This window comes from Paenibacillus sp. PAMC 26794 (assembly GCF_000316035.1).
Taxonomy (GTDB): Bacteria; Bacillota; Bacilli; order Paenibacillales; family Paenibacillaceae; genus Paenibacillus.
The window spans coordinates 500,690-513,778 of the sequence record NZ_ANHX01000011.1 but is presented as its reverse complement, the minus strand read 5'-3'; the positions used below and the strand labels follow the sequence as shown (position 1 = coordinate 513,778).

General features: G+C 41.3%; 13 protein-coding genes and 1 pseudogene. 11 read left to right on the top strand and 3 right to left on the bottom strand.

The annotated features are described in order from the left end of the window. Positions 1-183 precede the first annotated feature (183 nt). From D829_RS0107575 to D829_RS0107555, 5 genes are all read left to right on the top strand, one after another. Positions 184-1,071: a hypothetical protein gene (locus tag D829_RS0107575; RefSeq protein WP_017688263.1), complete on the top strand. Its 888-nt coding sequence runs from the start codon at positions 184-186 to the stop codon at positions 1,069-1,071. Between the two features lie 476 nt (positions 1,072-1,547). Then, on the top strand, positions 1,548-2,765 hold the full coding sequence (locus D829_RS0107570; RefSeq protein ID WP_036660485.1) for a DNA polymerase IV: 1,218 nt from the start codon (positions 1,548-1,550) through the stop codon (positions 2,763-2,765). Then, positions 2,762-3,109, top strand: a complete 348-nt coding sequence (locus D829_RS0107565) for a YolD-like family protein (protein ID WP_017688261.1) — start codon at positions 2,762-2,764, stop codon at positions 3,107-3,109. Before D829_RS0107570 ends, D829_RS0107565 begins: the two co-directional genes overlap by 4 nt. Position 3,110: 1 nt before the next feature. Then, a complete protein-coding gene (locus tag D829_RS0107560; RefSeq protein WP_017688260.1) occupies positions 3,111-3,479 on the top strand; it encodes a hypothetical protein in 369 nt (122 codons plus the stop codon). 143 nt (positions 3,480-3,622) lie between these two features. Further along, the gene (locus D829_RS0107555) at positions 3,623-4,456 is read left to right on the top strand and encodes a radical SAM protein (RefSeq protein WP_017688259.1); all 834 of its coding nucleotides are present in this window, start codon (positions 3,623-3,625) and stop codon (positions 4,454-4,456) included. Between the two features lie 165 nt (positions 4,457-4,621). On the opposite strand, the gene D829_RS0107550 is transcribed toward D829_RS0107555, so the two are convergent. Continuing rightward, on the bottom strand, positions 4,622-4,978 hold the full coding sequence (locus D829_RS0107550) for a helix-turn-helix domain-containing protein (RefSeq protein WP_017688258.1): 357 nt from the start codon (positions 4,976-4,978) through the stop codon (positions 4,622-4,624). Between the two features lie 520 nt (positions 4,979-5,498). On the opposite strand from D829_RS0107550, the gene D829_RS0107545 reads away from it, so the two are divergent. After that, positions 5,499-5,918 carry an ester cyclase gene (locus D829_RS0107545; RefSeq protein WP_017688257.1) on the top strand — a complete coding sequence of 140 codons (420 nt, stop codon included), beginning with the start codon at positions 5,499-5,501 and terminating at the stop codon, positions 5,916-5,918. A gap of 133 nt (positions 5,919-6,051) precedes the next feature. Here the strand turns inward: D829_RS0107545 and D829_RS30630 are convergent. Next, positions 6,052-6,541 (bottom strand): annotated as a pseudogene (locus tag D829_RS30630) (amidohydrolase family protein); the annotation flags it as partial. Between the two features lie 535 nt (positions 6,542-7,076). Here D829_RS30630 and D829_RS0107530 point away from each other — a divergent pair. Continuing rightward, the gene (locus D829_RS0107530; RefSeq protein ID WP_026081058.1) at positions 7,077-7,838 is read left to right on the top strand and encodes an AAA family ATPase; all 762 of its coding nucleotides are present in this window, start codon (positions 7,077-7,079) and stop codon (positions 7,836-7,838) included. 195 nt (positions 7,839-8,033) lie between these two features. Here the strand turns inward: D829_RS0107530 and D829_RS30625 are convergent, their stop codons facing one another. Further along, the gene (locus D829_RS30625) at positions 8,034-8,195 is read right to left on the bottom strand and encodes a hypothetical protein (RefSeq protein WP_241230736.1); all 162 of its coding nucleotides are present in this window, start codon (positions 8,193-8,195) and stop codon (positions 8,034-8,036) included. A 688-nt stretch (positions 8,196-8,883) separates the two neighbouring features. On the opposite strand from D829_RS30625, the gene D829_RS0107520 reads away from it, so the two are divergent. The 4 genes from D829_RS0107520 (at position 8,884) to D829_RS0107505 (ending at position 13,014) form a co-directional block, all read left to right on the top strand. Next, entirely contained in the window at positions 8,884-10,074 is a 1,191-nt protein-coding gene (locus D829_RS0107520; protein WP_017688253.1) for a glycine C-acetyltransferase, read from the top strand. Positions 10,075-10,111: 37 nt separating this feature from the next. Beyond that, complete coding sequence (locus D829_RS0107515; RefSeq protein ID WP_017688252.1) at positions 10,112-11,071, top strand: NAD-dependent epimerase/dehydratase family protein; 960 nt, start codon at positions 10,112-10,114, stop codon at positions 11,069-11,071. A 453-nt stretch (positions 11,072-11,524) separates the two neighbouring features. Then, positions 11,525-11,698 carry a paeninodin family lasso peptide gene (locus tag D829_RS33350; RefSeq protein ID WP_017688251.1) on the top strand — a complete coding sequence of 58 codons (174 nt, stop codon included), beginning with the start codon at positions 11,525-11,527 and terminating at the stop codon, positions 11,696-11,698. 479 nt (positions 11,699-12,177) lie between these two features. Further along, positions 12,178-13,014, top strand: a complete 837-nt coding sequence (locus D829_RS0107505) for a class I SAM-dependent methyltransferase (protein WP_017688250.1) — start codon at positions 12,178-12,180, stop codon at positions 13,012-13,014. Positions 13,015-13,089: the final 75 nt, after the last annotated feature.

Genomic DNA, 13,089 nt, shown 5'->3' with positions numbered 1-13,089 from the left:
TAAAAGTACACATTCGGATCAACCGTTTGAGTGCAATATGACATAGACGCTCGTATTGGGCAGGGAACTAATAATACCCTGCCTGTGCGAGCCTTTCTTTTGTACAGTGCGATTTAACAACAAACTTTATGACTTAACAGTTGAACTAACGGCGGATTTTCAATTGGTGGAGGGGAGAAAGATATGGACTACAATTCACGGTATGAAGCGGTCTTTGAGACGAAACGGTTCCGTAACTGTACCATAGCGGCGGGTCGTCGTCATACCGTTGCTCTTAAATCTGACGGAACAGTAACAGCTGTGGGTGATAATAAATACGGTCAATGTAAGGTAAGCGATTGGTGCCATATTGTCGCAGTTGCGGCTGGTAATGTTCATATGGCTACGAACACCGGTAATGCACATACCGTTGGTCTTAAATCTGATGGTACGGTAACTGCTATAGGTTGGAATAAGCATGACCAATGCAATGTAAGCGAATGGCGCGATATTGTAACCGTTTCGGCAGGTTGGTGCCGTACGGTTGGGGTTAAATCAGATGGCACCGTGGTTGCGGTGGGGCGAAATAATGAAGGGGAATGCAACGTGAGCAGCTGGCATGATATTGTATCGGTCACGACGGGTGACTGGCATACAGTCGGTCTAAAAATAGACGGAACGGTAACAGCAGTTGGTAACAATAAATATAACCAATGTAGCGTAAACGACTGGGGCGACATATTAGCTGTTTCGGCGGGCTATCTTCATACAGTTGGGCTTAGATCGGATGGCACGGTAGTGGCTGTGGGTAGAAATAATGATGGTGAATGCGATGTAAGCGGTTGGCGCGATATTGTAGCAGTTGCAGCGGGGAGTTATCATACTGTTGGTCTTAAGTCCGACGGAACGATGGTTGCTGTGGGTTCGAATAAACTTCACCAATGCGATGTAAGTGCCTGGTACGAAATTCGAGTTGTTTCAGCGGGGTGTGCCCATACGATTGGACTGAAATCGGATGGTACGATGGTTGCTGTGGGTGATAATGATTATGGACAATGTGATGTAAGCGGATGGAGTAACATTCAACAATAAAATACTACGAAAGCAGCAGCTGATGTCGGCTGCTTTTATTATTTATCGCAGGACAAGAACATGGTTTTATTGCCGATTTGATGAATGTATATCATAGAGGAGGAGTAGAGTGTGAGCACTGTAATGTGCTGGAAGAGGCATTGTTTGACTTCTGGAATGTGAAGCCGGAGGTAGATCCGTGTGAAAGTAAATATACCATTGAGACGATAGCTCAAATAACAAGGAGGCAACCGATCAACGTGATCGGCTGTTTTTGTTTAACTAACTCTGTGAATGAAAACTGTGTTTACAGGTGGGAGTTCAATTGATGGAGAAGCTGGTGTGACTTAGTATGATTTGAATCCATCACTTCGTCGTGGTCTACTATAAATATTTACCTCTTGCATAAAGAACATGTGTTCGGTTTATAATATATACAAACATACGTTCTCAAATATACAGGAGTGATTTCAGTGTTGACTAAGCAACGAACCATTATGCTCATTGATATGCAGAGCTTTTATGCTTCAGTCGAAAAGGCAAAAATGCCTCATTACAAAAATAGACCATTAGCTGTCGCGGGAGATCCCGCAAGACGTTCTGGAATTATCCTTGCCGCTTGTCCACTTGCCAAAGCGAAGGGTGTTTCTACCGCGGAACCACTCTGGCAGTCTCTTCAGAAGTGCCCTGAACTGATCATTGTGAGACCACACATGCAAGAATACATCGAAGTATCCACTCAAATCATGTCCATTATTGAGGAGTTCACCGATCTGGTCGAACCGTACAGTATAGACGAATTATTCGCTGATTTTACAGGGTCTATGCATCTATTCGGTAATGATCCAGTCGATTTGGCCAAGCAAATTCAAGACAAAATCTATAATGAAACAGGCGTTTACGCGAGAGCGGGCATTGGTGAAAACAAAATCATCAGTAAATTATGCTGCGATATGATCGCTAAAAAAGCAGAGGGGGGCATTTTCCATCTAAAGAAAGAGGAGTTACACCTCCATATTGGAGATAAGCCCATCCGCGATATGTGGGGGATTGGCTCAAGAATGGAAAAACATCTGTGGAAGATGGGCATCCGAACCATTAGAGACCTGGCGAATACGCCTCTTTCCAAATTAAGAAGTAAGTGGGGTGTTAATGGAGAAGTCATCTGGCGAGTTGCAAATGGACTCGATAATTCGCCGGTAACCGTCAATACGCACAGTACACAAAAAGATATCGGAAACGGAATGACCCTGCCTAGAGATTTCACAGAGGCTTGGGAGATCGAAGTGGTTATTCTCGATATCTGCACAGAAGTATGCAGAAGAGCCCGCCAAAAGGGACTGATGGGTAGTGTCGTATCCGTAAGTGTGTCTGGAGCGGATTTTGACCACCCCACTGGTTTTCACAGGCAGATTAAACTGTCTGATCCTACAAACATAACCGTTGATGTATGCAAGATAGCCAAACGCATATTTCATCAACATTGGGATGGGCAACCTGTGCGCCGGGTTGGCGTATCCCTGTCTCAATTATCCAACGCGGATACATATCAACTATCTTTTTTTGATGATCAGGAGCAGAAACGAGCTATTGATCAGGTGATGGACGACATTAAGGATCGATTTGGCGACATTGCCATTCTACGAGCGAGCTCCATTACGGCTGCTGGCCAAGCGATCGATAGAGCATCTAAAATAGGGGGGCATTACAAATGAGCAAAAAACTGGAGGCCAATGGATTATGGGAATCGAGCCGCATGATGCTTCCACAACATAAAGAACGAATTATACAGCATCGTACTCAAATTCATTATCAAACGAAACCACTGATTCATCAAGATGAGTGGGAGATTATTACTCAGAATATAGATATGTCTCTCAATTATACATTACAAGCCGCCTTTGAAGTATTTAATGAGTCAGGCAATCGGTATATACACGGAATCGTCACTTCAGTCAGTTCCTTTGGAAAGAAAATAAAAATTGAAATGACTAATGGATTTGAATGGGTCGATTATGATCAATTGGTCACTGTAAAACTTGAAGAAGGAGGCGTGTAATGTGCGACAGACTTTCGAGGAACTTTCACTCGTGAAGAGGGTGGTGGAGCTCCCTTATCTTTTAGGTGCTCTGGAGGTAGATAAGCATAAAATATACGCTTCAAATTTCAAAATGAAATCTGTGTATGTTGACTACTTGGACGGTATCCAAAAGAAAATTGCTTTAGAAATGTACAAATCGAAACAAAGGCTAAAGGAACATCATATTAAAATCATAGATGAAGTGAGATCCGAGCTGAGTTTAACGGTAGATTATTCGGTGAGAGGTTACATTCATAAAATGACACTATTATGGAGCAAAGTGAAAGTGGATGTAACCTTAATGCTTACCGAACATATGAACGTTGATATTACTGATTTGCTCAAATGAACATAGAAAATAAGAGTCTAACTCATGGATGCGGCAAACCTATCTAATAAAAAGGTGCCTACTTTTCAAGTTGCATGAGAAATTTTAAGATAAAACGAAATAGGAGAAGTGGGCATAAAAGTAATTGAGGGGATGGTAGCGTCATGCCAATTGAAATCAAAGACATTGTGTCTAAGAAAATATTAAGTGAAGTAAAAGGTTATCTAGATATTGGTTTTACTCATTCACTAAATCCCTATACGGGTTGTGCATTTGCTTGCGAATACTGTTACGTCAGAGAAATGCCTATTCAAAAGTTTAAGGATATTCCTTGGGGATCGTGGGTGGATGTCAAGAAAAATGCAGCAGAAAACTATCTAAAGGAAGTCTCTCTTCTAAGACGAAAAAATAAACCCATAAGTATATTCATGTCATCAGCCACAGATCCTTATCAACCTGTAGAGCAGAGGGCAAACATTACAAGAAGCCTATTGGAAGCAATGGATACAAACCCACCAGATTCACTTCAAATTCAAACTAGAAGCCCTCTGGTTGCCAGAGACCTTGATATACTGCTGAAATTAAAGGGAAAATGTCGAATTCTGGTTTCAATGACAATCGAGACAGATCGCGAAGATGTGAAACGAATTTTTTCGCCCTATGCTCCTGGAATAAATTTAAGAGTTAAAGCATTGAAAAAGATAAATGATGCAGGGATACATACACAAGTATCTATTTCCCCTGTGCTACCTTTTTCACCTAATTTCGCTAACATGATACAAGGCATAACTGATCGAATTTGGATTGATACGCTATTGATTGGTGATGGTCAAATGGGGATGAGATCTGAGCGGTTAGGGATGCCACAATTATTTGATGTGAACGGCTGGGATAAATGGTACGAGAAAAGCATTCATCTGAAAGTGGAAAAATATTTTAAGGCAAGGTTTCCATCTGAAATAATTCATGTATCCAAATACAGCGCATATCCATTTTGATTTTATATAACCATTCATTTTATGAGGATCTTGCCCGTTTTTTCTTCATGCAATAGAAATATTGCAGCTGTTGTTCGAAGATCAACTTTCTCTTACAAATTAATGGAGGACGCATGAGTCCTCCATTGACTTAACTTGAAATGACCGTGGAGTAACGATTTGCCATCATTCACTCTGATGAATATCGTTTGGAAGTTCATCATTGAGTTTCTGGTACCCGAGTCCCCATGTTTCCATAGAGAATATAATCGGCTTCAGTGAATTTCCTAAATCACTTAAGCTGTATTCGACTCTCGGAGGGACTTCTGCAAAAACAGTACGAATGACTATTCCATCCTCTTCCATTGAACGTAAATTTTCAGTGAGAACCTTTTGACTGATCTCCGGGATACTTTTACGAAGTTCTCCGAATCGTTGAGTTCCCTTCAAAAGATCCCTCATAACCAATAACTTCCACTTGTTACCTATCAACCCAACTGTCGTTGCGACGGGACACAACGGCAACTCTTTTTTTGAAATCACTACATTATCGCCTCCAATAGTTACTATTAGGTTCCTATATAACAAAAAGGTGCCTACTTTCAAAACCAATACATTGCTTATATTATAATTCTGTCGATGAAAAATCAAAATGAAAATGAATGAAAGGAGGAGGGAGTTCGCAAAATAGTTTATGGATACAACTGAGTGACTATTTTTCGAATCATATGTTAACGTTCTTGAATTCTTGGAGACAGCATTTAGAGATCAGTTTATTGGCATTAATGGGTTCTACACTTATCGGAGTTACATTAGGTACCTTATCAACTAAATACGGTCGTTCCGAGAAATGGACCTAATGAATACAGTATCCGGGTTACAAGGTGTGTCCATGTCTTTACTTGAATCTGCACAAAGGATAACTTCTCTGCAACCTAAAGATAAAATAATAGTTACAAAAAGGTTCCTATAAAACAAAAAGGTGCCTACTTACCAATTATCTAAAGTAGAGATAAAATTGAAGTGAAGGCATATGCTCACGAAAATAGAAAGGGGTTTAAATATGACGATTACAGAAAACAAACAATTGATGCATCGTTTCACGAACTTCATTAATACAGCAAGCAAGGAACTTGCTGAAGAATTGATTTCTCCAGATGCTGTTTTTTATGTACCTATGCAAAAAGAACCAATGAATGGTCCAAGTGGTTATCTCTCCATAATTCATATGATGAGATCTGGTTTTTCCGATATACAATGGACTGTTAAGGAGCTGGTAGCAGAAGAGGATCTAATAGCAGCTCATTTTGTCATGAAGGGCACACAAGACGGAGAGTTTCTCGGGTTTCCACCAACGAGCAAAAAAATCGAAGTAAATGCAATGAATTTTTATCGGATCTCTAATGGCCAAATTATTGAAGAGTATGGTCAACCGGATATGCTCGGCTTGCTTCAACAAATAGGGGCAATTCCAAAAGTATAATTACATCTCCTCGATCTGGGCATCGTTCCAAAAAATTGGGAGTTGGATAAATAGATTAAAGTCGAAGAGGGACTGCATTTTGCACTCCCTCTTCTTAGTCATTTTACAATTAGGAAAATATAAACTACTAGTTTTAGCCTAGTTTTTGCGAACCATTGAACCACACGGATTTGATTGACAAAGTATCTGAAATATTAGTGATCGGATCACCGTTTATAAGAATAAGATCAGCACGTGCACCTTCGGTAATCCGGCCACGATCATGTAGACCAAAGCAACGGGCCGGTTTGATAGTAGCCGACTGAAGAGCTTCGATCGGAGTGAACCCAGCCTTCACCAGCAGCTGCATTTCGTGGTGAACACTGGCCCTATGAGCAAGGCCACCAAGGTTCGGAACGGGAACCGGTGCGACATCCGTCCCTACAAGAATATAAACTCCGGCACGGTGAAGATCCATTACATTCTTAAAGCTGTTCTCCATATTGCCTTGTGGGATGATTGAAGCTTGAGTTCAAAATATCGATCCAATCCGGACTTAATTTGGAATGAACTCGTGGATCATTAGCCAATTCCGATGCTGAATTACCAATAATTGATGAATTTAACACCAAGCATGGTGTAACTGGTGGCGTGTGACAAGAACATGGTCCCATTTCCGATTAGATAAATATCTAAGTGTAGAAGTGAGTCTCTTTTGAGCGATTAAAAGACTACAGGATGGATTATGATCAAGATGAGAAACGAAGAATGTTGTCCTGAATGTGGAGGAACAAAATTTGGAGAGGGCAAGTCGCACGGCGAAGCTAGGGTATATCCTATGAAAAAGATGCTAACATTAGGATCAGATATTACTCATGTAATTTGTATAACGTGTGGATTTATTTTAAAAAGTTTTGTTAAAGAGCCACATAAATTTGAGGATAATAAATAAAATTGTAATAATTGTCCAAGGACACAAACATTGTTCCATACAAACTATTAAGAACTCTTTAGATGTCGAGAGACAAGAACATGATCCCATAAACTAACGGGCAGGTTAGTTTCGGTATGTGGTATTATTTGTTTGATGGCGTAAACTAAAGGGTGAGACTAACATGAGTCAGCGTTTCCCAACAAAGGTAAGCATAACGATCAAAGGCTTAAAAGGAAGTGAACTATATTAATATACAGCATCCCTATTTACGACAAATTCAGCTTAAGAGGCAACAAGTACCCACCTATAATCGTTACCCCTTTGATTTGGCGGTCATTCGAAACCTAAATACTCTTGATTTCCACCCCAAGGTAACCTATATCGTAGGTGAAAATGGGATGGGCAAATCAACACTGATGGAGTCCATTGCTGTCGCATGGGGATTTAACCCGGAGGGTGGGACGGTCAACTTTTCCTTTTCAACCCAGGCTACTCACTCGAGCTTATATGAATATATACAATTGATCAGAGGTCCGCTACGCCCGAGGGATGGCTTCTTCTTCCGGGCAGAAAGTTATTATAATTTAGCCACGACGATCGATGAGTTGGACAGCCAGCCTTCATTCGGTCGCCCTATTAAAGATTCGTACGGTGTCAAGTCCTTGCATGAGCAATCGCACGGAGAGTCGTTCTTTTCCACTTTCATTCATCGGTTCGGGGAGAATGGATTATATATACTGGATGAGCCTGAGGCTGCATTGTCTCCCCTTCGCCAAATGGCGATGCTGACACGAATCCATGAACTTGTTTTGCAAAACTCTCAATTTATAATTGCGACCCATTCCCCAATCCTTATGGCATATCCAGATTCGATTATTTACAATCTAAAGCCGGATGGTATCGAAGTCCAAGTATTGGAAGAAACCGACCATTATATGATTATGAAAGAGTTTGTGAATAACAAGGATAGGATGCTCAGAGAGTTATTCGAAGAAGCTCAAGATTAAATCCACTGCTATCCTATGGAACCCAAAAGCTGAATGGAGGACTTTTAATAAAGAAGGTATTTTAGGTTAGAGCCGGACACAGCTCAATAGAAACAAAAAACATTGTTAGGATTACTACTGGGAATCATTCGTCCTAAATCGAGGAAGTATAAATATATTACTCTCTATTTTCATCATCTAATCGCCGACGAAATATCAAAGCCGAAACAGCAAATATAATAAAGATAATGTTGAAGCAGCAGTAACCATCTTCAACACACTTCCTATTGGGGGGTTAAACAACAGAGCAATTGAGATGATTAAAACAGCACCTTTTAAACCCATTCCCCAAATCGAGATCGCTAAAATCTTGTTCATCAAATCACCTCCCAGGTTGAAATAGAGTTTCTCCACAAAATAATTGTGTCTGCTCAATAAATGGGGGATTATCAGCCAGTACTCCATAGCGGAAATATCTTCATAGCGTTGGCATATTAAACCATATGAAATGAGAGGAATTACGAGGAACATAGATACAGATAGACACATTTATCCATATATTGAGACCAACTAGAAATTTATATATCTTTAGCAGGTAGTGGTGATAAAAAAATGGATCAATGAATAAGAATCGCCTTGGTCTGTATATGAAAAATTGGCTTTGGAAACTAAACCTTACGGATGAGATGTCGAGAGACAAGAACATATTCCCATTGAAGTCGCTATTTTAGCGGCTTTTTAATTTTATCGGTACAAGTTCGTGTCCCGAGCCGAAGACAAGAACCTGTTCCTATTACCGATTAGTCGTGTATCTAATCGGCATGGTATCGCAAACTACCGAGCAGCAAAAGATATAAGCAAAGATTTAGTAGCGATTGCTTCCGAGAATGGGGGAAGCAATCGCTATGTTTTTTTGCGGATATTTTTATTTTTTGTCCGCCACATGTGTACAAAAAATAAAAATGATGATACATTGAAATTAGTTTATTTCCTTTTGTAACAAGGTTTTTTTGAATAATACTATGTCTCCTGTACGAGGACATACGTATATCGAGGAGGGAATGGAATGTCAAGTCAAGCATTGGACCAATTTTTAAGTTGGAACATCGAAGATCTAAAAACTAAAGGTCTATATAACGTCATCGATACGCTGCAGGGGGCAAATGGTCCTGTTATTAGTATCGACGGAAAGTCCCTAATCAACTTGTCTTCCAATAACTATTTGGGACTGGCAACAGATTACCGCCTGATTGATGCTTCAGTTAAGGCGTCGCAGACATACGGGGCAGGCGCAGGGGCTGTGAGAACAATTAATGGTACGATGGATCTTCATATTGAGCTTGAAGAAAAACTGGCCCGTTTCAAAAAAACGGAAGCCGTTATCGTGTATCAATCGGGATTTAACTGCAATATGGCTGCTATATCCGCGGTAATGGACCAGCATGATGCGATTTTATCAGATGAGCTGAACCACGCTTCGATTATTGATGGCTGCCGCCTGTCGAGAGCCAAGGTGATTCGCTTTAAGCATTCGGATATGAATGATTTAAGACAGCAGGCGAAAGATGCCAAGGAATCCGGTCAGTACCATAAAATTATGGTCATCACCGACGGGGTTTTCTCCATGGATGGTGATATAGCAAAGCTGCCTGAAATCGTGAAAATAGCAGAAGAATTCGATCTGATTACTTATGTGGATGATGCCCACGGTTCGGGCGTTCTCGGAGCAGGTGCGGGAACCGTGAAGCATTTTGGATTGTCCGACCGCATTGACTTTCAAATTGGTACTCTTTCCAAGGCGATTGGTGTTGTCGGCGGTTATGTGGCGGGTAAAAAACAACTGATCGAATGGTTGAAGCTGAGAAGCCGTCCGTTTCTATTCTCGACATCGCTACCTCCGGCTGCAATCGCTTCTTGCAGCGCTTCTGTCGACATTTTGATGAATGACAAAGAGCTGATCGAGAAGCTGTGGGAGAACGGCAATGATTTGAAAAATGGCTTGAGCCGGCTTGGATATGATGTAGGCCAAAGCGAAACGCCGATCACACCTTGTATCATTGGCGATGAAGTAACCACCCAACAGTTCAGCAAACGGCTTTATGAAGAAGGCGTTTACGCCAAGGCAATCCTGTTTCCGACGGTTCCGAAAGGAACCGGAAGAATACGCAACATGCCGACAGCTGCCCATACCAAGGAGATGCTCGACCAGGTGATCTCCGTTTATGAGAAAGTTGGCAAGGAAATGAAGCTGATTTAGCTGCATTCGCGGGAGTACATTTCGGGAGGAATGTCTTATGAACAAGATTTTGGTGACCGGAGCACTGGGCCAAATCGGTTCTGAGTTAGTTGTTAAATTACGTGAGATTTATGGTGCGGATCACGTCGTTGCTACGGATCTCAGGTCATCAGCCCACGAAATTACCCGATCCGGGCCATTCGAGCTGCTTGACGTGACGAATGATAAGGCGATGTTCGAAATCGCCAAGCGGTACGAAGTTGATACCGTCATCCATTTGGCTGCGCTGCTATCGGCTACCGCAGAGGAGAAACCGCTGCTTGCCTGGAATTTGAATATGGGCGGATTGATGAATGCACTTGAAATATCCAGGGAGCTCGGCTGCCAATTTTTCACTCCAAGCTCCATAGGATCTTTTGGTCCTTTGACTCCGAAAGACAATACCCCTCAGGATACGATCCAGAGACCCAATACGATGTACGGCGTGAACAAAGTGTCCGGCGAACTGCTTTGTGATTATTATTTTCACAAATACGGCCTGGATACTAGGGGGCTGCGATTCCCGGGTTTGATATCTTATATGACGCCTCCCGGCGGAGGAACGACGGATTACGCCGTGGAAATTTATTACGCAGCCGTGACGGCTGGCCGGTATACATCTTATATCGCCAAGGACTCAAACATGGACATGATGTATATGCCGGATGCCCTGAACGCTATCATCGATTTGATGGAAGCGGATTCTTCCCGGTTGATGCACCGAAATTCATTTAATGTCACCGCAATGAGCGTGGATCCGGAGGCGATCGCTGCAGCGATTCGGGATGAGCTTCCAGGCTTTATCCTCGATTATGACGTTGATCCGAAGAGACAGGCGATTGCCGATAGCTGGCCGCATTCCATTGATGCGACGGCAGCGAAAACAGAATGGGGATTTCATGCTCGCTACGACCTGAAGGCCATGACGAAGGATATGCTTTCACAGCTAAGCGAGAGACAAATGCTTCGCAAGGCTTAAAGTTATTATGAATTCGATCGAAGAGTGACATCGCTAGAAAAAGCAATTCGGATTAAATCCGAATTGCTTTTTTACAAGAAAGGGGAACTTATAAAAAAACAGAACTGTCGAGGGACAAGAACATGGTCCCATTAAAGTCGCTATATTAGTGGCTTTTTTATTTTATCGGTACAAGTTCGTGTCCCGAGCCAAGGACAAGAACTTGTACCGATTGCCGGAATGGACAAGAACATAGTCCGATTACCGATTAGATATGTGTCAAAATAAAAACACTATATAGAGCGAGTGGGCTTTAACTTGGGTCAATAGCGCTACAGGGAAATACTTAACCCATAGAAAGGGATGAAATATTTGTTTACTCAGATACGTATTGTGTCTTATAATTTTTCATAAAGATACATATCGTATCTTAAAAAGTTTGTATCGCGCAAGTAATGTAAGGGTGCTCGCATCTTGGTTCCAGTTTTTGTAGAAAGGAGGGGACGACCGATAGAAACGAAAAAAACGCCTTGGCAGGCACTGGAATTAGAGGTGCTGGATGTGCAGCAAACGATGGCAGGCTATGGATTCAGGCAAATTGATTGGATCGAAGAACATGATGCAGACCTATATGATCCAGCGTCCTGATGACCATACTTCAAATTGAAAATCGTATTCTTGCTCAAAAGGTCGCCTGTGGGCGGCTTTTTCGATGCTCAGATGAGGGGATAAGAACATTTTCCAATTTCCAATTAGATAAATATCTAAGTGTAGAAGTGAGTCCAACGAAGATGTTTTCTTATGAAATAAAGATACCCGTTTCTTTTTTAAACATTCGTTGAAAGTTTCTTATTTCAACAAACTCATGGTGATGCATCATCGTGAACGGCTCTTCTTTTGTCAGCTTCAAATGGACGGGGGTGAAGGAGTCAAAAAATACTCTTCTCTAAATACGATTGAATTGTGCATGATCAGATTCCCTTCGCTTCTTAAGTCATTTGGAAGGAAGCATTGCTTACGGATAGTATGTCTGTATTTTTCGGCGCATTCAACCATATATTGGATTCGTTTATTATGTTAAAGAGGTTCTACACCATTTATAGCGTTGTGAGAGGGGAGTGATCATTTTGAATACTTCTAAACAAATGATGTCTCATAATTCCAATGATCGTTTTAGTAAACTTGGAATTTATAGCGTCCAAAGTGTCTTTATTATTCTGTTCTTGCTGTTAACCCCTGTCTACTATTTGAACAAATGGGACTTTAAACGTCACAAAAAGCGGAATCCTTTCTACACCAGTAAATTGGTTCGATTGCAAGAGCGTTATCCGATTTTCTACGAATTGGCCATGTACGTTCAAAATTTTCCTATTCCTCGTAATGTTTACAAAGTTTTACCCCCTTTAAAAGGCGATGTTCTTCAGGTGGGCTGTGGTACAGGTTTATTGAACAAGTATCTTCGCAAGCAGAAGGATGTTCGTTTTCTCAACATGGATCCGAATATAAATGCTCTAAAACTTGGAAAGAAGTGGGGAAGGTTTAATTCTTATATCCATGCTTTCATTGATAAACCAACTTCTTTACCTGATCATAGTTGCGATATGATTTTGTTTGCAAGAAGCTTTCATCACATTCGCTATCACAAAAAAGCCTTCATAGAGAGCTGCAGACTGTTACGTGACGGTGGATCTATCATTATTGCGGACCCGGTTGTTCTCAAGTCTCTTTCAGGTTCTGTAACGGACGGTGGTTATATGGCGAACTCTTCAATTGATGGTGTAATTTGGAGATTTACCAAAGATACATTAATTACTCACATAGAGCGCTGTCTTCCTCCTGAATTAAAGATAGAATCAGTAACCGAAACGAGACAAGTGCATGTAACGAATTATAATTTATTTGTACCTCAGACAGATATCGTAGTGGTACTGCGAAAAAGGGAGGCTGTATACAATGACAACTAAATTTATTTATGGTGTTTGAAATCTGCAGCATTATTCAATGTTTATCCGTTGCTCAGCCAGAAACATGTCTTGCGG